Below are 18,247 nucleotides of genomic sequence, written 5' to 3' on the forward strand. Positions count from 1 at the left end.
CCTGAGCGCCACAATTTACCTGAATGGCGGTTATTTGTCGGGCATATGAACATGGGTTTAAAGCATAAGAAACCTGTGGGTACTACAATCCGTCGTATGCTTGCGCTACCGCGTTCCGAACGCGTTTTTGTGCAGGCATTTTTTCTAATCTTTCATATATTTATTTTGCCGACTTAGCTGCCATGACCGACACCCCCGACCCTGCTGCCGTTTCGTCTCCTGCCGTCAAAGCTGCCGTACTGTCCGAAGCGCTGCCGTACATCCGACGATTCCACGGCAAGACCATCGTGGTCAAGTACGGCGGCAACGCCATGACGGAAGAGCGATTGCAGCGCAGCTTCGCGCACGACGTCGTGCTGCTGAAGCTGGTGGGCCTGAACCCGGTGGTGGTCCACGGCGGCGGTCCGCAGATCGACGACGCGCTGCGCCGCATCGGCAAGCAGGGCACCTTCATCCAGGGCATGCGCGTCACCGACGCCGAGACCATGGAAGTCGTGGAATGGGTGCTGGGCGGCCAGGTCCAGCAGGACATCGTCATGATGATCAACGAGGTCGGCGGCAAGGCCGTGGGCCTGACCGGCAAGGACGGCGGCCTGATCCAGGCCCGCAAGAAGCTGATGGACAACAAGGACAACCCGTCCGAACCCATCGACATCGGCTTCGTCGGCGACATCACCACGGTCGAGCCGGCCGTGGTCAAGGCCCTGCAGGACGACCAGTTCATCCCCGTCATCTCGCCCATCGGCTATGGCGAGGACGGCACGGCCTACAACATCAATGCCGACGTCGTCGCCGGCAAGATGGCCGAGGTGCTGGGCGCCGAAAAGCTGCTGATGCTGACCAACACCCCGGGCGTGCTGGACAAGGGCGGCAAGCTGCTGCGCAGCCTGTCGGCCCAGACCATCGACGAACTGTTCGCCGACGGCACGATTTCCGGTGGCATGCTGCCCAAGATCTCGTCGGCGCTGGACGCCGCCAAGAACGGCGTGAATTCCGTGCACATCGTCGACGGCCGCGTGCCGCACTGCCTGCTGCTGGAGATCCTGACGGATCAGGGCGTGGGCACGATGATCAGCTCGCATTGAGTTTCCCCCCCCCGAAGCGCCGGGGGCGCTTCCCCCCCAGGGGGGCGCCGCTGCGGACCGGCGGAGCCGGATCCGCGCGGCCTCGCTTGAGGGGGGGTGCCTGATTCGGGGCACCTAGTTCTTGCTGGCGCTTGTGTGGGGCTTTCTCGTTCGGATCACGGAGTTTTTGATGCGGGTTCATCGTCAGTTGCTGCGGCCGGGGGTGCGGGTGCGCCGGTCGCGGCGCACGGGCGCGGATGCGTCCGAGCGGCTGTGGCTGTTCGATCTGGACAATACGCTGCACGATACTTCGCACGCGATTTTTCCGAAGATCGACCATGGCATGACCATGGCGGTGGCCGAGGCGCTGAGCGTGGACGTCGATACCGCCAACCGGGTGCGGTCGCTGTACTGGAAACGCTATGGCGCCACCATGATCGGCATGGTTCGGCACCACGGCGTGAACGCGCACGAGTTCCTGCACCGCAGCCATGACTTCGACGTCAATCCGCTGGTGCGGGCGGAAAAGGCGCTGGCGTACAAGCTGCGCCGGCTGCCGGGGCGCAAGGTGCTGCTGACCAACGCGCCGCTGCACTACGCCCGCGCGGTGCTGGCGCGGCTGGGCATCCTGCGCCAGTTCGACAGCCTGTGGGCCATCGAGCACATGCGGCTGCACGGCGAGTTCCGGCCCAAGCCCTCGCCCGCCCTGCTGCGCTACGTGCTGGCGCGCGAAGGCGTGCCGGCGCGCCGCGCGGTGCTGGTGGAGGACACCCTGGCCAACCTGCGCGGCGCACGCAGCGCCGGCCTGCGCACCGTCCATGTGTATCACCCGGGCACGCCGTTCTCCCGCGGCCGCTCGCAGCGTCCGGCCTACGTGGACTTGCGGGTAAACTGCGTCAGTGATTTGCTGTTACGCCGACGCCCCCTGCGGTAGCGGCGCGCTCCTCCCTCCCCTCCACCGTCAGCCTGCGCGAGAGCAGACACTTCCATGGCGAGCAAACCCGGCGAGCGCAAGACCCAGATTCTGCAGACCCTGGCCGAGATGCTGGAGCAGCCGCACGCCTCCCGCATCACCACGGCCGCCCTAGCCGCGCGCCTGGAAGTCTCGGAGGCCGCGCTGTACCGGCACTTCGCCAGCAAGGCCCAGATGTTCGAAGGGCTGATCGAATTCATCGAGACCAGCATCTTCACGCTGGTCAACCAGATCGCCGCGGCCGAGCCGCAGGGCCTGGCCCAGGCGCACCAGACGGTCGCCATGCTGCTGACCTTCTCCGAGCGCAACAAAGGCATGACGCGGGTGCTTACGGGCGACGCCCTGGTGACCGAAGACAACCGCCTGCAGGAACGCATCAACCACATCAACGACCGCATCGAGGCTTCGCTCAAGCAGTCGCTGCGCATTGCGGTCAGCGACGGCGGCCTGCCGCCGCAGGCCAATGTGTCGGCGCACGCCAGCCTGCTGACGCACCTGGTGCTGGGCCGCTGGCTGCGCTATGCGCAGAGCGGCTGGCGTGTTGCGCCCACGCTGCACCTGGATGAACAGTTGCGCCTGGCGCTGGGGTAGACGCCTTGCCGCCGGCGGGGGCCGATGAGCATAATGCGCGAGGCAAGTTTTCCACAAGCGTGATTCGTAGTTCGATTGATCTCCATCAATACGGGTTTTCCTTAATGCCGTCACGATCATTCTGTAGCATCGACATGCCGAATTGAACAGGGCCCGAGCTCGCGGGGCGGCATGTCGTCAGTTTGACCTCAACCGGAGATGGATATGACCGCGCAAGCCGCCGCGCCTGCCACACAGGCGCCAAAGAAAACCAAAATCCCCACCGGATTGATCGCCGGCATCATCGCGCTGATAGGCGTGCTGATGCTGCCTCTGCCGGCCGACCTGCCGGTCGCGGGCCACCGGATGCTCGCCATCCTCGCGTTCGCCGTCGTGGTCTGGATCACCGAAGCCGTTTCCTACGAAGCCAGCGCGATCATGATCACCACGCTGATGGCTTTCCTGCTGGGAACGGCTCCGACGATCAAGGACCCCCAGGTGATGTACGGCACCTCGGCCGCGATCAGCATGGCGCTCAACGGCTTTTCCAACTCGGCGCTCGCGCTGGTCACGGGCGCGCTGTTCATCGCCGCGGCGATGACCTTCACCGGGCTGGACCGCCGCATCGCGCTGGTGACCCTGTCCCGGGTCGGCACCAGCACGCGCCGCATCCTGATCGGCTGCATCGCCGTGACCATCGTGCTCAGCCTGGTCGTGCCCAGCGCCACCGCGCGCAGCGCGGCCGTGGTGCCCATCATGATGGGCGTGATCGCGGCCTTCGGCGTGGACAAGCGCTCCAACATCGCCGCCGGCATCATGATCATCGTGGCTCAGGCCACCAGCATCTGGAACGTCGGCATCCAGACCGCCGCCGCGCAGAACCTGCTGACTGTCGGCTTCATGGAAAAAATGCTGGGCCAGCGCGTGGCCTGGTCGGACTGGCTGATCGCCGGCGCCCCCTGGTCGCTGATCATGTCGGCCGTGCTCATCATCATCGTGCTCAAGCTGCTGCCGCCGGAAAGCGACAGCATCGCGGGAGGCAAGGAAGCCGTCGAGAAATCGCTGCTCGAACTCGGCCCCATGACCGGCGCGCAAAAACGCCTGATGGCCGTGTCCATCCTGCTGCTGCTGTTCTGGTCGACCGAAGGCAAGCTGCACCGCTTCGACACCACCTCCACCACCTACTTCGGCCTGGTGCTCCTCTTGCTGCCGCGCTTCGGCGTGATGACCTGGAAAGACGTGCAATCGCGCATCCCATGGGGCACCGTGATCGTGTTCGGCGTCGGCATCAGCCTGGGCACCGCCCTGCTGACCACCCAGGCCGGCCAATGGCTGGGCAACCAGGTCGTGGCCCACACCGGCCTGGACCACCTGGGACCGCTGGCCATCTTCGCCATCCTGTCGGCCTTCCTGATCATCATCCACCTGGGCTTCGCCAGCGCCACCGCGCTGACCTCGGCGATGCTGCCCATCCTGATCTCGGTGCTGGCCACGCTGCCGGGCGACTTCAGCCGCCTGGGCATGACCATGCTGCTGGGCTTCGTGGTGAGCTACGGCTTCATCCTGCCCATCAACGCGCCGCAGAACATGGTGTGCCTGGGCACGGAAACCTTCAACGCCAAGCAGTTCGCCAAGGTCGGCATCCTGGTCACCATCATCGGCTACGCGCTGATGATGCTGATGGGCGCGACCTACTGGCGCTGGCTGGGCTGGCTGTAAGGAGCGCGCATCATGAAAAAGCTCTCCATCGCCCAAGCCTATGAATACGGCCGCCGCGTGCTGATGGCGCAAGGCGTGCCCGAGGACATCGCCCGCGACGTGGCCGAACACCTGGTCGAATCCGACCGCGTGGGCTACGCCAGCCACGGCCTGTCCATCCTGACAAACTACCGCCGCGTGCTGTCCGAGGGCCTGGCCCGCCCCGACGGCCGCCCCGAACTGGTCAACGACCGCGGCGCCATGCTGGCCTACGACGGCCACAACGGCCTGGGCCAGTACGTCGGCAAGGTGGTCATCGAAAAAGCCATCGAGCGCACCCAGGAGCACGGCCAGTGCATCCTGACCCTGCGCCACAGCCACCACCTGGGCCGCATGGGCCACTTCGGCGAAATGGTGGCGGCCAAGGGCCTGATCCTGCTGGCCTTCACCAACGTGATCAACCGCGCCCCCACCGTGGCCCCCTTCGGCGGCGCGCAGGCCTGCCTGACCACCAACCCGCTGTGCTTCGCCGGCCCCCTGCCCGGAGGCCGCCCGCCCTTCATCGTGGACATGGCCACCAGCTCCATCGCCGTCAACAAGGCCCGCGTGCTGGCCGCCAAGGGCGAACCCGCCCCCGAAGGCGCGCTGATCGACGCCCAGGGCAACCCCACCACCGACCCCGGCGCACTCTTCACCGACCCGCCCGGCGCCCTGCTGCCCTTCGGCGGCCACAAGGGCTACGCCCTGGGCCTGGTGGCCGAACTGCTGGCCGGCGTCCTGTCCGGCGGCGGCACGATCCAGCCGCAACACCCCCGCAACGGCGTGGCCACGAACAACATGTTCGCGCTCCTGCTGGACCCGCAGGTGGACTTCAACACCGACTGGCGCTCCCTGGAAGTCGGCGCCTTCATCGACTACCTGCACGCCTGCAAGCCCCAACCCGGCGTCGAATCGGTGCAATATCCCGGCGAATACGAAGCCCGCAACCGCGCCATCAACGCGGACACCGTGGAATTCGACACCCGCATCTGGGAAGGCCTGACCAGACTCGCCGTGGACCTGGGCGTCCCGGAAGCCCTGCCGCACGAAGGCTGAGCAACCGTCAATTCAACCCCATCACCACTCCCCCCAAGCCCTTTTGGGGGGACCCCAAGCACCCTCCCCAGCGCATTCGCGCAAGCGCACCCGCCGCAAACGCCCAAAATGCGTATGCCACTTTAGGCCGCCCGGGCGGCCTAAAGTGGCGGGCACACCAAGACTCGACACTGAACCCTGCTCTAGCAGCGCGACAAGCCAAGACGACGGCAGCCCGTTGGCGCGAGCAGCCACGCCGCCCACGCCAACGGGCGACCTACGAAGAAGCCACTCAGAAAAAACTAAGTCTTAGCCGAGCGATGCCGACTGATACTCATCATGATGCCGAACGCAATCCCCATGGTGAACAAAGCCGTCCCCCCATAGCTCATGAACGGCAACGGCACTCCCACCACAGGCAGAATCCCCGTCACCATCCCCACGTTCACGAATACGTAGATGAACAGCATCATCGTCAACGCCCCCGCCAGCAGCCGCCCGAACTGAGACGACGCCCGCGCCGCGATCGTCAACCCGCGCGCCATCATCAAGCCGTACAGCACCAGCAGCGCAATCCCCCCGTACAGCCCGAACTCCTCCGCGTACACCGCGAAAATGAAGTCCGTCGTCCGTTCCGGGATGAAATCCAGATGTGTCTGCGTGCCCTTCATGTAGCCCTTGCCGTACACCCCGCCCGAGCCCACCGCGATCATCGACTGGATCGTGTGGAACCCCTTGCCCAGCGGATCGGAACTGGGATTGAGCAGCGTGCAGACCCGGTGCTTCTGGTAGTCGTGCAGCACCACCCAGTCCACGTCCGGCTCGCACAGCTGGTCCTCGTAATAGACCAGCGTGCCGATGGCCAGGATGCCGGCCAGCATCACCGGCACCAGCAGCTTGAACGACAGGCCCGCGAAATAGATCACGAAAAAGCCCGCGCCGAACACCAGCAGCGCCGTGCCCAGGTCGGGCTGCAGCACGATCAGGCCGAACGGCGCGGCCAGCATCGCCGCCGCGGCCAGGAAGTCGCGGATACGCACCGCGCCCTCATGGCGCTGGAAATACCAGGCCAGCATCATCGGCACCGCGATCTTCATCATCTCCGACGGCTGGATGCGGGTCACGCCCAGGTTCAGCCAGCGGGTCGCCCCCTTGCTGGTCTCGCCGAAAAACTCCACTCCCAATAGCAGCACCACCCCCACCACATAAAACGGCAGGGCCAGCTTCATCAGCCACTTCGGCGGAATCAGGGCCATGGTCCACATCGCGAAAAACGCGATGACGAAATTGCGCGACTGCTCGGCGAAGCGCCAGTCGGTGCCGCCCACCGCCGAATGCATGACGGTCAGGCCCAGCGCCGCGAACATCAGCAGGATCGCCAGCAGCGGCCAGTCGAAGGCGGTGAACACCCGCAGCAGAATGAGACCCAGGCGTTTCATCGTTGGCGCACCACGTCGGAGGCTATGGCTTCGACCGAAGCCAGGGGATCGGCGGGCTGCGGCTGCGGCCGCGGCTGCGCGACCTGGTCCTGGCGCTCCTTGGCCAGCCAGTAATCGAACACTTTGCGCGCGACCGGCGCGGCCACGCTGGCGCCCCAGCCGGCGTTCTCCACGATCAGCGCCACCGCGATGCGGGGGTGCTCCAGCGGCGCGAAGCCCATGAACAGGGCGTGGTCGCGCAGGCGCTCGTCGATCGCGCTGGCGCGGTAATGGCCGCCGCGCAGGCTGAACACCTGCGCGGTGCCGGTCTTGCCTGCCGCCTGGTAAGGCGTGTTGGCGAAGGCGCGCCGCGCCGTGCCCACGCGCACCACGTCGGCCATCGCGTTCTTGATGACGTCGACGTTGGCCTGCTTCAGGGGAATCCGGTAGTCGGGCGTCGATTCGGTCGGCTTGGCCACGCCGCTGCGCGGATCGCGCACCGCGTGCACCAGGTGCGGACGGCGGTACAGGCCGTTGTTGGCCAGCGTGGAGGTGCCCTGCGCCAGCTGCAGCAGCGTGAAGGCGTTGTAGCCCTGGCCGACCGCCACCGAAATCGTCTCGCCCGCGTACCAGCGCTGGCGCTCCTTGTCCTTGTAGGCCGAGCGCTTCCAGTCGGTCGAGGGCAGCACGCCGCGCTTCTCGCCTTCCAGGTCGATGCCGGTGATCTGGCCGAAACCGAACTGCTTGGTGAAATCGTGCAGCGCGTTCACCCCGATCTCGGGGCCCAGCGAATAGAAGTAGGTGTCGGACGACACCACGATGGCGCGGTGCATGTCGGTCATGCCGTAGGCCGCGCCGCCGGCGTTGCGGAACTTCTGGCCGCCGAACTCGAAGTAGCCCGGATCGGAGATGCGGTCGGTGGCGCGGCGCTTGCCCAGCTCCAGCGCCGCCAGGCCGACGAAGGGCTTGTAGGTCGAGCCGATGGGATAGGTGCCGTACAGCGGCCGGTTGATCAGCGGGTGGTCCGGCGATTCGTTCAGCATGCGCCAGTTGTCCACGTCGATGCCGTCGACGAACAGATTGGGATCGAAGGACGGCTGCGACACGAAGGCCAGCACCTCGCCGGTGTCGGGATCGAGCGCGACCAGCGCGCCGCGCTGCCCTTCGAACGCCTGTTCGGCCACTTTCTGCAGGCCCAGGTCGATCGACAGCATGATGTCGGAGCCGGGCACCGGGTCGATGCGGCGCAGCGTGCGCATGGGACGCCCGCCGGCGGTCACCTCGACCTCTTCCAGCCCGGTCTTGCCGTGCAGCTGTTCTTCCCAGGTCTTCTCGATGCCCTTTTTGCCGATGACGTCGGTGCCGCGGTAATTGCCCATCTGGCCGGTGCGGTCCAGCTCTTCGATGTCGCCCTCGGCGATGCGGCCGATATAGCCCACCACATGGGCCGCCGACACGCCTTGCGGATACTCGCGCACCCAGCGCGCGCGCAGTTCCACGCCCGGGAACTGGAAGGAATGCGCGGCGAACCAGGCGGCCTCGGTGTCGTTGAGATTGTTGCGCAGCTGCAGGCTGGCGTAGCGGCTGGACTCGGCGGCGCGGCGCTTGAAGCGCCGCTGGTCGGCCGGGCTGATGTACACGACCTCGGTCAGCCGCTCGAACAGCTCGTTCAGGTTGCCGGCCTGCGCCGGCACCACTTCCAGCGTATAGGTGCGGTAATTGCGCGCCAGCACTTCGCCGTTGCGGTCCAGGATTTCACCGCGGCGCGGCGGAATCGGCACGACCGCGATGCGGTTGCGGTCGGCGCGCTCGGACAGGCCCTCGTAGCGGTCCACCTGCAGATACCAGAAGCGCCCGACCAGCACCCCGAAACACGCCAGCGCGAACAGCCCGCCGACCCAGGCGCGCAGGCGGAACCGCTGCTTCTGCTGCTGGCCGGTTTTTTTGAATTCGAACATGACGCGGCGCCGCCCTCAGGCGGAGGACGATTCGGCGTCGTCGGCGCCGCGCTGCGGCAGGTGCAGAACCCAGCCCGCCAGGGGCCACAGGGCCGCGGTCAGCAGCACGCTGACGCCCCAGTCCCAGCCCGGCCATTTGCCGGCCAGCCAGGCGTGGATGATCTGCGTCAGCAGGCGCGCCAGGAAGAACACCGGCAGCATGTGCATCGCCTGGCTCCACAGGTCGAAGCGCTGCAGCCGGCGGTGCAGCACCACCGCGCCGTAGGCCACCAGCGTGTAGGACAGCGCGTGCTCGCCCAGCAGGCCGGCGTCGTGCACGTCCATCAGCAGGCCGAAGAAGAAGGCGGTGAACAGGCCCACCCGGCGCGGCTCGTGCACGCACCAGAAGGCGATGATCAGCAGCAGCACGTCGGGCGCGCCCTGCCACAGCCGCCACGGCAGCAGCGACACCAGCCACACCAGCAGCACCGTGCCCCAGACGAACAGGCCGTGCGCCGGACCGGACAGGCGGTCGGGCTCCACGTTGCTGGGCGTGCCCAGGCGGCGGGGCCGGGCCGCGGATTGATTAGTCCGATCCACCGGAATCGACCTCCTGACGGTTGGATTCGGCGCGCGCCACGTCCACCTGCAGCACCAGGAAGTGGCGATAGCGTTCGGGATGGGCCAGCGGTTCGCCCACGGCGCGCGCGAAGCCCGAGGCCGTATCGCGCTCGACCGAGGTCACCTTGGCCACCGGCAGGCCGGCCGGAAACAGGCCGCCCACGCCGCTGGTGACTATGGTATCGCCTTCCTTGATGTCGGCATTGGCCGCCAGGTAGCGGACCTCGATCTTGCCCGGCGAGTTGCCGCCGAAGGCGATCAGCCGCAGGCCGTTGCGCAGCAGCTGCACGGGAATGGAGACCTGCTCGTCGGTGACCAGCGCGGCCTCGGCCGTCATCGGCGTGACGCGCACGATCTGGCCGACCACGCCGCCTTCGTCGATCACCGGCATGCCCGGCGCCAGGCCGGCCTTGCTGCCCTTGTTGAAGACCAGGCGCTGGGTGAAGGCGTTGGTGGGTTCGTACATGACCTCGACCACCACGGCGGCCTGCGCCACGGTATCGGTCACGCCCAGCAGGCGGCGCAGCTGCGCGTTCTCGGCGGCCAGCTGGGCCGCGTGCGTGGCCACCTGGGCCAGTTCGATGCGCTGGCGCTGCAGGGCTTCGTTTTCACTGCGGATGAGATTGGCCGCGTTGACCCATTCGTTGACCTGTTCGACCAGGTCGCGCGGCGCCATGACGGCGCGCTGGAAGGGATACAGCGCCACGGACACCGCCCGGCGCGCCGGTTCCAGCATGCGCCACTGCGAATCCATGACGATCAGGGCCAGGGCAAGCAAGACCAGGACGACCAGCCGCACCTCCGCAGGAGGGCCGCGCCTGAATAGGGGGGGAGTCCCTTGTCGTTGCATGAATTTCAGCCCGGACGCCCGCGCCCATCGCTGCGGCAGCGGCCGGAGCCGCGAACCTGCGGGGCTCCGGGCTGGCGCGCGGAATTAGTCGTTGATGAAAATGGCGCCCAGCTTTTCAAGATGTTCCAGCGCCTCGCCGCAACCGCGCACGACGCAGGTGAGCGGATCGTCGGCCACCACCACGGGCAGGCCGGTTTCTTCCTGCAGCAGGCGGTCCAGGTCGCGCAGCAGCGCGCCGCCGCCGGTCAGGGCGATGCCCTTGTCGGTGATGTCGGCGCCCAGTTCGGGAGGCGTCTGTTCCAGCGCGATCTTCACGGCCGAAACGATCTGGTTGAGCGGGTCGGTTAGCGATTCCAGGATCTCGTTGGACGAGACCGTGAAGCTGCGCGGCACGCCTTCGGCCAGGTTGCGGCCCTTGACCTCGATTTCGCGGACTTCGGAGCCGGGGAAGGCCGAGCCGATTTCCTTCTTGATGAGTTCGGCGGTGGGCTCGCCGATCAGCATGCCGTAGTTGCGGCGGATGTAGTTGACGATGGCCTCGTCGAACTTGTCGCCGCCGACGCGCACCGAACCCTTGTAGACCATGCCGCCCAGCGAGATGACCGCCACTTCGGTGGTGCCGCCGCCGATGTCGACCACCATCGAGCCGCTGGCGTCGGAGACGGCCAGGCCGGCGCCGATGGCCGCGGCCATGGGTTCCTCGATCAGGAACACGTGCGAGGCGCCCGCGCCCAGCGCCGATTCGCGGATGGCGCGGCGCTCGACCTGGGTCGAACCGCAGGGCACGCAGACGATGATCCGGGGGCTGGGAGCCAGCATGTTGCGGGGATGCACCATGCGGATGAACTGCTTGAGCATCTGCTCGGTGACCGTGAAGTCGGCGATCACGCCGTCTTTCATGGGCCGGATGGCTTCGATGTTGCCGGGAACGCGGCCGAGCATCTGCTTGGCTTCGTGGCCGACGGCCTGGATGATCTTCTTGCCGTGCGGGCCGCCTTCATGACGGATCGCGACCACGGACGGCTCGTCGAGCACGATGCCCTTGCCGCGGACGTAGATCAGCGTATTGGCGGTACCGAGGTCGATCGCCATATCGCTGGAAAAATAACTGCGCAGGAATCCGAACATGGGAGCTCAGCTAACTCTGGGGGGGAATTGGGTACATGCCGCGGGGCGTAGGGCCCGGATGGGGACGGGTCCGCCTGTCTTCGCGACGATTAAACCGTGAATCATAACTTATAATTTCCGCGGAAATAGCGCATAAATGCAGGCTATTCAAGCTTTGTAACGGGTTCGGCATATGCATACTGGCCCGTCCCGCCCTTCGGCCTTCGCTTATCGATTTTGCACTCCCCATGGCGCTCAATGACACAGATGTGGCCCGCATTGCCCGGCTGGCCAGAATCGAACTGACTCCCGACCAGCGCACCCTCGCGCAAGCCGAGCTCAACGGCATCCTCCACCTGATCGAACGGCTCCAGTCGGTCGACACCCAGGGCGTCGAGCCGCTGGCCCACCCCCTGTCCGCCCATGAGGACATCGTGCTGCGCCTGCGTGAAGACGCCGTGACCGAAACCAGCTCGGAAGCCCGCCGCCAGGAACTGCTGGCCAACGCGCCCGACGCCCAGGACGGCCTGTTCCTGGTCCCCAAGGTCCTGGACTGAGACATGACGAAACCCGCACTGCACACCCAATTCAAGGGCATCGCCGGCCTGCGCGAGGCCCTCGCGCAACGCCAGGTCAGCGCCGTCGAGCTGGCCCAAAGCGCCCTGGCGGCGGCCGAAGCGGCCAGCGGCCTGAATAGCTTTTTACATATTGACGCCGAATTGACGCTGGCACAGGCCCGCGCCGCCGACGCCGCGCTGGCCGCCGGCTCGGCCGGCCCGCTGGCCGGCATCCCCATCGCCCACAAGGACGCGTTCGTCACCCGCGGCTGGCGCACCACCGCCGGCAGCAAGATGCTCGAAGGCTATGTCAGCCCCTTCGACGCCACCGTCGTGGAACGCCTGGCCCAGGCCGGCGCCGTGTCGCTGGGCAAGCTGAACTGCGACGAATTCGCCATGGGCTCGGGCAACGAGAACTCTGCCTACGGCGCGGTCAGGAACCCCTGGGACCACGCCGCCGTGCCCGGCGGCTCCTCGGGCGGCTCGGCCGCCGCCGTGGCGGCCCGCCTGGTGGCCGCGGCCACCGGCACCGACACCGGCGGCTCGGTGCGCCAGCCCGCCGCCCTGTGCGGCGTCAGCGGCATCAAGCCCACCTACGGCACGGTCTCGCGCTACGGCATGGTGGCCTTCGGCTCCAGCCTGGACCAGGCCGGCCCCCTGGCCGAAAGCGCCCGCGACCTGCTCGAACTGCTGGACGTCATCAGCGGCTTCGACCCGCGCGACGCCACCAGCCTGCAGCAGTGCGACGGCGCGGCCAACGAGCCCGGCCGGGTGCGGCGCGATTTCGACGCCGCCCAGGCCCGCTTCGACGCCGCCGGCAGCCAGCCGCTCAAGGGCCTGCGCATCGGCGTGCCCGAGGAATACTTCGGCGCCGGCCTGGCGCCGGACGTGGCCGCCGCGGTCGAGGCCGCGCTGGCCCGCTACGAAGAACTCGGCGCCGTGCGCGTGCCGGTGTCGCTGCCGCGCACCGAGCTGGCCATCCCCGCCTACTACGTGATCGCCCCGGCCGAAGCCTCCAGCAACCTGGCCCGCTACGACGGCGTGCGCTACGGCCATCGCGCCGCCCAGTACGGCGACCTGAACGAAATGATCAGCCGCTCGCGCGCCGAAGGCTTCGGCGACGAGGTCAAGCGCCGCATCCTGATCGGCACCTACGTGCTGTCCCATGGCTACTACGACGCCTACTACCTGCAGGCTCAGCGCCTGCGCCGCATGATCGCGCAGGACTTCCAGCGCGCCTTCGCCGGCCAGTGCGACGTCATCATGGGCCCGGTCACGCCCACCGTGGCCAAGAACATCGGCGACAACCGCGACGATCCCACCGCCGACTGGCTGGCCGACGTCTACACGCTGGGCGTCAGCCTGGCCGGCCTGCCCGCCATGTCCGTGCCCTGCGGCTTCGGGGGGCAGGACCAGCGCCGTCCGGTCGGCCTGCAGATCATCGGCAACTACTTCGACGAAGGCCGCCTCCTGGCCATCGCCGACCGCTACCAACAAGTCACCGGCTGGCACAAAGAAACGCCCGCTCAGCAGGACGCCTAATATGAACTGGGAAATCGTCATCGGCCTGGAAACGCACACCCAGCTTTCCACCGACTCCAAGATTTTTTCGGGCAGCAGCACCCAATTCGGCGCCGCGCCCAATACCCACGCCAACGAAGTCGACCTGGCGCTGCCGGGCAGCCTGCCGGTCATGAACCGCGGCGCGGCCGAACGCGCCATCCGCTTCGGCCTGGCGGTGGGCGCCACCATCGCGCCGCGCTCGGTGTTCGCGCGCAAGAACTACTTCTACCCCGACCTGCCCAAGGGCTACCAGATCAGCCAGTACGAACTGCCCGTGGTCGTGGGCGGTTCGCTGTCCTTCTTCGTCGGCGAGGAAGAAAAAACCGTCAACCTGACCCGCGCGCACCTGGAAGAAGACGCCGGCAAATCGCTGCATGACGACTTCCGCCTGGCCGACGGCTCGCCCGGCAGCGGCATCGACCTGAACCGCGCCGGCACGCCGCTGCTGGAAATCGTGACGGAACCCGAAATGCGCTCGGCCGCCGAGGCCGTGGCTTATGCCCGCGCCCTGCACAGCCTGGTCGTGTGGCTGGGCATCTGCGACGGCAACATGCAGGAAGGCTCGTTCCGCTGCGACGCCAACGTGTCGGTGCGCCCGGTGGGCCAGAAGGAATTCGGCACCCGCACCGAGATCAAGAACGTCAACTCGTTCCGCTTCCTGGAACGCGCCATCGCGTATGAAGCGCGCCGCCAGATCGAGCTGATCGAGGACGGCGGCACGGTGGTGCAGGAAACCCGCCTGTACGACGCCGACCGCGACGAGACGCGCAGCATGCGCAGCAAGGAAGACGCGCACGACTACCGCTACTTCCCCGACCCCGACCTGCCCCCGCTGGTGATCTCCAGCGCCTGGGTCGACGAAGTGCGCGCCGCCATGCCCGAACTGCCGGCCGCGCTGCGCGCCCGCTTCGAGTCCGACTACGGCCTGAGCGCCTACGACGCGGCCCAGCTCACCGCCAGCCGCGGCCTGGCCGCCTACTTCGAGGCGGTGGCGCAGGCCCTGCCGGCCGGCCAGGCCAAGCTGGCGGCCAACTGGATCATGGGCGAAGTGGCCGCGACGCTGAACAAGGAAGAAAAGGACATCGCCGACTCGCCCGTGCAGGCCCCGGCCCTGGCCGCCCTGATCGGCCGCATCATCGACGGCACCATCTCCAACAAGATGGCCCGCGAGGTGTTCGGCGCCATGTGGGCCGGCGAACACGGCGGCCAGCCCGACGCCATCATCGAGGCCCGCGGCCTGAAGCAGATCAGCGACACCGGCGCCATCGGCGCCATGATCGACGAGGTGCTGGCGGCCAACCCCGCCATCGTGGAAGAGTACCGGGCCGGCAAGCAGAAGGCCTTCAACTCGCTGGTCGGCCAGATCATGAAAGCCGCGCGCGGCAAGGCCAACCCGCAGCAGGTCAACGAACTGCTCAAGCAGAAGCTGGACAGCTGATGGATCACGGGCCGCGCAAGCGCCCGTACCAGACGAAACGAAGGGCCGCAGCATCTTGCTGCGGCCTTTTGTTTGGCGAAGAATTTCCGGATCGCCCCAGACCGGAGACGCCTTCATGGCCATTCCTTACGTCGCCATCCCGCAGGAAGAGCTAGCCAGTTGCCTGGACGACATGATTCAGGCTGCGCGAGACGGCGCGCGCGTCGTCATCACCCGCAACGGCCAGGCTCATGCGCAGATCTGCCAAGTCAATCCGCTGCTGACCGAAGAGGCGCACAACGCGATTGAAGAACTCAAGAATTTCCCCAGGATTCCCTACGTCGACGAAGCCACGTGGTGGTACATCGTCAAAGGCGTGCATGAATGAAGCTCGTGCTGGATGCCTCAGTCGCGCTGAGCTGGCTGCAATTGCCCAGCCAACCGTTCCGTTTACAGGCCATGGACATACTGGGCGGCCTATCCGGCATGCCCGCGCATGTTCCTGTGGTCTGGCCGTTGGAGGTCGCCCAGGGCGCATTGCGTGTGGAACGGACCAAGGCGGCAACCCCGGACATCCTCGCCCGCTTTGCGCTGACCTTGCGCAGCGCTCCCGTGGTGCACGACCTGCGTCCGCCTGCGCAATGGTTGGCCGCAAGCGTGTCATTGGCCCGTGAACACGGACTGACCGTATATGACGCGTCGTATCTCGAACTGGCCTTGACCGTCAACGCGGCGCTCGCCACGTTCGACAGCAAGCTGGCGTGCGCCGCGCGTGCCCTAGGCGTGACGCTAAGCGCACAGGCCGACCGGCTGGCCGAGCCGACCGCACACTATGGCGGGGATTGGGAAAACGTCCCTTACACCCCGTACTTCGTCCGGTAGGCCAGCACCGCGTCGCGGTGTTCGGAAAACGATGCGTCGTCCTGCAGCAGCGCCAGGATGTCGGCCAGCGAGGCGATGGCCACCACCGGGATGCCGTAGGTCTTGGACACGTCCTGCACGGCCGAGTGCGCCGACAGGGCGTCGTCCGGGCCGGCGCGTTCCATGCGGTCCATGGCGATCAGCACGGCCGCCGGCTCGGCGCCCGCGGCGCGGATGATTTCCACCGACTCGCGCACCGAAGTGCCCGCGGTGATCACGTCGTCGATGATGACGACCTTGCCCGCAAGCGGCGCGCCCACCAGGGTCCCGCCTTCGCCGTGGTCCTTGGCTTCCTTGCGGTTGTAGGCGAAGGGCACGCCGCTCTTGCCCTGCATGTCGGGGTGGCCGGCCAGCGCGACGGCGGTGGCGGTGGCCAGCGGAATGCCCTTGTAGGCCGGGCCGAACAGCATGTCGAAGGCCACGCCCGAATCCAGCAGCGCCTGCGCGTAGAACTGCGCCAGCTTGCCGACCGAACCGCCGTTGTTGAACAGCCCCGCGTTAAAGAAATACGGACTGATACGACCCGACTTGACCTTGAAGCTGCCAAAGCGCAGCACGCCCTCGTTCAAGGCGAAGCGGACGAAGTCGAGAGCGGTGGCGGAGGATTGGGCGGCGGTCATGCGAGGGATCCGGTAGATGGCAAACCCCGGCATTTTATCCGTTGTCGGGGCTTTTCCCTGGCCTGGGCGCCGAGTCGGTTAAATTCCTGGCATTGCCCGGGCCTCGCGCCCCGCCTATAGGAGTTTCGCTTTGCTGCGCATTACCTCGATCAACCTCAACGGAATCCGGTCCGCCTTTCGCAAGGGCCTGCAACCCTGGATGGAAAAGCACGCCGCGGACGTGCTGTGCCTGCAGGAGATCAAGATTTCCCACGACGACCTGACCGAAGACCTGCGCCACCCGCCCGGCTATACCGGCCACTTCCACCATGCCGTGAAGAAAGGCTATAGCGGCGTCGGCATCTATCTGCGCAATGCCGCCGAGCGCGTGCACACCGGCCTGGGATGCGAGGAATTCGACCCCGAGGGCCGCATCATCCGCGCCGACTGGAAGAACCTGTCCGTCATCAGCGCCTACCTGCCGTCCGGCTCCAGCGGCGACGAGCGGCAACAGGCCAAGTACCGGTTCCTGGACCGGTTCGGTCCCTGGATCGACGCCCTGATGCACGAGCACCGGACCACCGGCCGCGAGTTCATCATCTGCGGCGACTGGAACATCGCCCACAAGGAAATCGACCTGAAGAACTGGAAGGGCAACATGAAGAATTCGGGCTTCCTGCCCGAAGAGCGGGCCTGGCTGACCGACGTGTTCGACAAGCGCGGCTTCGTGGACGTGTTCCGCACCATCGACGACCGGCCCGACCAGTACACCTGGTGGAGCAACCGCGGCCAGGCCTGGGCCAAGAACGTCGGGTGGCGCATCGACTACCAGATCGCCACGCCGGGCATCGCGGCCCGCGCCCGCAGCGTCGCCATCTACAAGGACGAACGCTTCTCGGACCACGCGCCGCTGACGATCGACTACGACGCCACGCTCTGATGGCCGGCCCCGGCGCCGGATTGCCGCAGCGACTCGGCGGCCTCCCGGCGCAGCCATTGCAGGAAGACCCGCGCCCGCGGATCCTCGGCATACGGCCGGGGCGACAGCAGGAAATAGGCGGAGCCGTCGCGCACGAAGCCGCGCGGCGCCTCCAGGCGGCGGTCGCGCACGGCGTCGCAGGCCATCAGGGCTGACCCGATGGCCACGCCCAGCCCCGCGGCGGCGGCCTGCAGGCTCAGGTAGAAATGCTCATAGGCCGGCCCGGCGCGCCTGGGCGGCCTGCCGCCTGCGGCCTGGGACCACTGCCGCCAGGCTTGCGGCCGCGTCGCGCTGCCCAGCGCCGGCGCGCCGTCCCAGCCCTCGCCGGCGGGACCCAGCAGGCCCGGCCGGCATACCGGCCCGGTCCATTCCTCGCACACCCGCTCGGCATGCAGCGCGGCGTCCCATTCGAAATCATTGCGCCGCAGCGCCACGTCCACGCCCTGGGCCGCGAAATCCAGCGGACCGCCGGCCGCATACAGGTGCACCTGCACGGCCGGATGCAGGCGCTGGAAATCCGGCAGGCGCGGAATCAGCCACATCATGGCGATCGTGGGCTCGCAGGACAGCACCAGGGGCGCGTCCGGCGCCGGCTGGCGCAGCCTGGCCAGGCCCGTGGCGAGCTGCTCGAAAAGCGCGCGGGTCAGCTCGTGCAGCTGCCCGCCTCGATCAGTCAGGAAAACACCCCGGTTGCGCCGCTCGAACAAGCGCATTCCCAGGCTGTCCTCCAGCAGCCGGATCTGCCGGCTGACCGCGCCGTGGGTCACGTTCAGCTCTTCTGCGGCCTTGCCGAAGGCCTGGTGGCGGGCGGCGGCGTCGAAGACGCGCAGCGCGTTGAGCGGCGGGAGTTTCATGGCTATCGGTGAGTTTTTCTGACGTATATCCGGCATTAAAAATCG

Annotated in this window: 18 protein-coding genes; 11 read left to right on the forward strand and 7 right to left on the reverse strand. The window is 67.2% G+C overall.

The annotated features are described in order from the left end of the window. Window positions 1-182 precede the first annotated feature (182 nt). The 5 genes from argB (at window position 183) to A6B37_RS21540 (ending at window position 5,400) form a co-directional block, all read left to right on the forward strand. Complete coding sequence (argB, locus tag A6B37_RS21520; RefSeq protein WP_102775214.1) at window positions 183-1,085, forward strand: acetylglutamate kinase; 903 nt, start codon at window positions 183-185, stop codon at window positions 1,083-1,085. A gap of 169 nt (window positions 1,086-1,254) precedes the next feature. Beyond that, window positions 1,255-1,998 (forward strand): pyrimidine 5'-nucleotidase, encoded by a 744-nt coding sequence (locus tag A6B37_RS21525; protein ID WP_102775213.1) that lies wholly within the window; start codon window positions 1,255-1,257, stop codon window positions 1,996-1,998. A 54-nt stretch (window positions 1,999-2,052) separates the two neighbouring features. After that, entirely contained in the window at window positions 2,053-2,628 is a 576-nt protein-coding gene (gene slmA, locus A6B37_RS21530) for a nucleoid occlusion factor SlmA (protein WP_102775212.1), read from the forward strand. Between the two features lie 204 nt (window positions 2,629-2,832). Beyond that, window positions 2,833-4,326 (forward strand): DASS family sodium-coupled anion symporter, encoded by a 1,494-nt coding sequence (locus tag A6B37_RS21535; protein ID WP_111826864.1) that lies wholly within the window; start codon window positions 2,833-2,835, stop codon window positions 4,324-4,326. 12 nt (window positions 4,327-4,338) lie between these two features. Further along, the gene (locus tag A6B37_RS21540) at window positions 4,339-5,400 is read left to right on the forward strand and encodes an Ldh family oxidoreductase (protein ID WP_111826865.1); all 1,062 of its coding nucleotides are present in this window, start codon (window positions 4,339-4,341) and stop codon (window positions 5,398-5,400) included. A gap of 281 nt (window positions 5,401-5,681) precedes the next feature. Here the strand turns inward: A6B37_RS21540 and rodA are convergent, their stop codons facing one another. The 5 genes from rodA to A6B37_RS21565 form a co-directional block, all read right to left on the reverse strand. Then, window positions 5,682-6,818 carry a rod shape-determining protein RodA gene (gene rodA / locus A6B37_RS21545; protein ID WP_102775209.1) on the reverse strand — a complete coding sequence of 379 codons (1,137 nt, stop codon included), beginning with the start codon at window positions 6,816-6,818 and terminating at the stop codon, window positions 5,682-5,684. Continuing rightward, window positions 6,815-8,755, reverse strand: a complete 1,941-nt coding sequence (gene mrdA / locus A6B37_RS21550) for a penicillin-binding protein 2 (protein WP_111826866.1) — start codon at window positions 8,753-8,755, stop codon at window positions 6,815-6,817. Before mrdA ends, rodA begins: the two co-directional genes overlap by 4 nt. Window positions 8,756-8,770: 15 nt before the next feature. Next, on the reverse strand, window positions 8,771-9,334 hold the full coding sequence (mreD, locus tag A6B37_RS21555; protein ID WP_168202279.1) for a rod shape-determining protein MreD: 564 nt from the start codon (window positions 9,332-9,334) through the stop codon (window positions 8,771-8,773). After that, on the reverse strand, window positions 9,321-10,205 hold the full coding sequence (mreC, locus tag A6B37_RS21560) for a rod shape-determining protein MreC (protein WP_102775206.1): 885 nt from the start codon (window positions 10,203-10,205) through the stop codon (window positions 9,321-9,323). Before mreC ends, mreD begins: the two co-directional genes overlap by 14 nt. Window positions 10,206-10,289: 84 nt before the next feature. After that, window positions 10,290-11,333: a rod shape-determining protein gene (locus A6B37_RS21565; protein ID WP_006216320.1), complete on the reverse strand. Its 1,044-nt coding sequence runs from the start codon at window positions 11,331-11,333 to the stop codon at window positions 10,290-10,292. A gap of 227 nt (window positions 11,334-11,560) precedes the next feature. Between A6B37_RS21565 and gatC the strand changes: the two genes are divergently transcribed. The 5 genes from gatC to A6B37_RS21590 all read left to right on the forward strand — a co-directional run bounded on the left by gatC (window position 11,561) and on the right by A6B37_RS21590 (window position 15,731). After that, on the forward strand, window positions 11,561-11,869 hold the full coding sequence (gene gatC, locus A6B37_RS21570; RefSeq protein WP_102775205.1) for an Asp-tRNA(Asn)/Glu-tRNA(Gln) amidotransferase subunit GatC: 309 nt from the start codon (window positions 11,561-11,563) through the stop codon (window positions 11,867-11,869). Window positions 11,870-11,872: 3 nt separating this feature from the next. Beyond that, on the forward strand, window positions 11,873-13,411 hold the full coding sequence (gene gatA, locus A6B37_RS21575) for an Asp-tRNA(Asn)/Glu-tRNA(Gln) amidotransferase subunit GatA (protein ID WP_102775204.1): 1,539 nt from the start codon (window positions 11,873-11,875) through the stop codon (window positions 13,409-13,411). Window position 13,412: 1 nt separating this feature from the next. Next, complete coding sequence (gene gatB, locus A6B37_RS21580) at window positions 13,413-14,870, forward strand: Asp-tRNA(Asn)/Glu-tRNA(Gln) amidotransferase subunit GatB (protein WP_111826868.1); 1,458 nt, start codon at window positions 13,413-13,415, stop codon at window positions 14,868-14,870. A gap of 115 nt (window positions 14,871-14,985) precedes the next feature. After that, a complete protein-coding gene (locus A6B37_RS21585; RefSeq protein WP_111826869.1) occupies window positions 14,986-15,237 on the forward strand; it encodes a hypothetical protein in 252 nt (83 codons plus the stop codon). Then, complete coding sequence (locus A6B37_RS21590; RefSeq protein WP_246842537.1) at window positions 15,234-15,731, forward strand: type II toxin-antitoxin system VapC family toxin; 498 nt, start codon at window positions 15,234-15,236, stop codon at window positions 15,729-15,731. Before A6B37_RS21585 ends, A6B37_RS21590 begins: the two co-directional genes overlap by 4 nt. Here the strand turns inward: A6B37_RS21590 and pyrE are convergent. Continuing rightward, on the reverse strand, window positions 15,707-16,423 hold the full coding sequence (gene pyrE, locus A6B37_RS21595; RefSeq protein WP_102775200.1) for an orotate phosphoribosyltransferase: 717 nt from the start codon (window positions 16,421-16,423) through the stop codon (window positions 15,707-15,709). The two genes, A6B37_RS21590 and pyrE, sit on opposite strands and share 25 nt — an antisense overlap. 97 nt (window positions 16,424-16,520) lie before the next feature. Here pyrE and A6B37_RS21600 point away from each other — a divergent pair, with 97 nt between their 5' ends. After that, the gene (locus A6B37_RS21600; RefSeq protein ID WP_102775199.1) at window positions 16,521-17,309 is read left to right on the forward strand and encodes an exodeoxyribonuclease III; all 789 of its coding nucleotides are present in this window, start codon (window positions 16,521-16,523) and stop codon (window positions 17,307-17,309) included. Here the strand turns inward: A6B37_RS21600 and A6B37_RS21605 are convergent. Beyond that, window positions 17,291-18,202, reverse strand: coding sequence for a LysR substrate-binding domain-containing protein (locus A6B37_RS21605; protein WP_102775198.1), 912 nt, complete (start codon window positions 18,200-18,202; stop codon window positions 17,291-17,293). The genes A6B37_RS21600 and A6B37_RS21605 overlap by 19 nt on opposite strands. Between the last annotated feature and the right edge of the window lie 45 nt (window positions 18,203-18,247).

The sequence above is a fragment of the Achromobacter sp. HZ01 genome, from assembly GCF_003267925.1.
GTDB lineage: Bacteria > Pseudomonadota > Gammaproteobacteria > Burkholderiales > Burkholderiaceae_B > Achromobacter > Achromobacter pulmonis_A.

Excerpts from the sequence above, each read along its gene's own strand:
- argB (WP_102775214.1), top strand. The coding sequence starts at position 183 with ATGACCGACACCCCCGACCCTGCTGCCGTTTCGTCTCCTGCCGTCAAA.
- A6B37_RS21525 (WP_102775213.1), top strand. The coding sequence starts at position 1,255 with ATGCGGGTTCATCGTCAGTTGCTGCGGCCGGGGGTGCGGGTGCGCCGG.
- slmA (WP_102775212.1), top strand. The coding sequence starts at position 2,053 with ATGGCGAGCAAACCCGGCGAGCGCAAGACCCAGATTCTGCAGACCCTG.
- A6B37_RS21535 (WP_111826864.1), top strand. The coding sequence starts at position 2,833 with ATGACCGCGCAAGCCGCCGCGCCTGCCACACAGGCGCCAAAGAAAACC.
- A6B37_RS21540 (WP_111826865.1), top strand. The coding sequence starts at position 4,339 with ATGAAAAAGCTCTCCATCGCCCAAGCCTATGAATACGGCCGCCGCGTG.
- rodA (WP_102775209.1), bottom strand. The coding sequence starts at position 6,818 with ATGAAACGCCTGGGTCTCATTCTGCTGCGGGTGTTCACCGCCTTCGAC.
- mrdA (WP_111826866.1), bottom strand. The coding sequence starts at position 8,755 with ATGTTCGAATTCAAAAAAACCGGCCAGCAGCAGAAGCAGCGGTTCCGC.
- mreC (WP_102775206.1), bottom strand. The coding sequence starts at position 10,205 with ATGCAACGACAAGGGACTCCCCCCCTATTCAGGCGCGGCCCTCCTGCG.
- A6B37_RS21565 (WP_006216320.1), bottom strand. The coding sequence starts at position 11,333 with ATGTTCGGATTCCTGCGCAGTTATTTTTCCAGCGATATGGCGATCGAC.
- gatC (WP_102775205.1), top strand. The coding sequence starts at position 11,561 with ATGGCGCTCAATGACACAGATGTGGCCCGCATTGCCCGGCTGGCCAGA.
- gatA (WP_102775204.1), top strand. The coding sequence starts at position 11,873 with ATGACGAAACCCGCACTGCACACCCAATTCAAGGGCATCGCCGGCCTG.
- gatB (WP_111826868.1), top strand. The coding sequence starts at position 13,413 with ATGAACTGGGAAATCGTCATCGGCCTGGAAACGCACACCCAGCTTTCC.
- A6B37_RS21585 (WP_111826869.1), top strand. The coding sequence starts at position 14,986 with ATGGCCATTCCTTACGTCGCCATCCCGCAGGAAGAGCTAGCCAGTTGC.
- A6B37_RS21590 (WP_246842537.1), top strand. The coding sequence starts at position 15,234 with ATGAAGCTCGTGCTGGATGCCTCAGTCGCGCTGAGCTGGCTGCAATTG.
- pyrE (WP_102775200.1), bottom strand. The coding sequence starts at position 16,423 with ATGCCGGGGTTTGCCATCTACCGGATCCCTCGCATGACCGCCGCCCAA.
- A6B37_RS21605 (WP_102775198.1), bottom strand. The coding sequence starts at position 18,202 with ATGAAACTCCCGCCGCTCAACGCGCTGCGCGTCTTCGACGCCGCCGCC.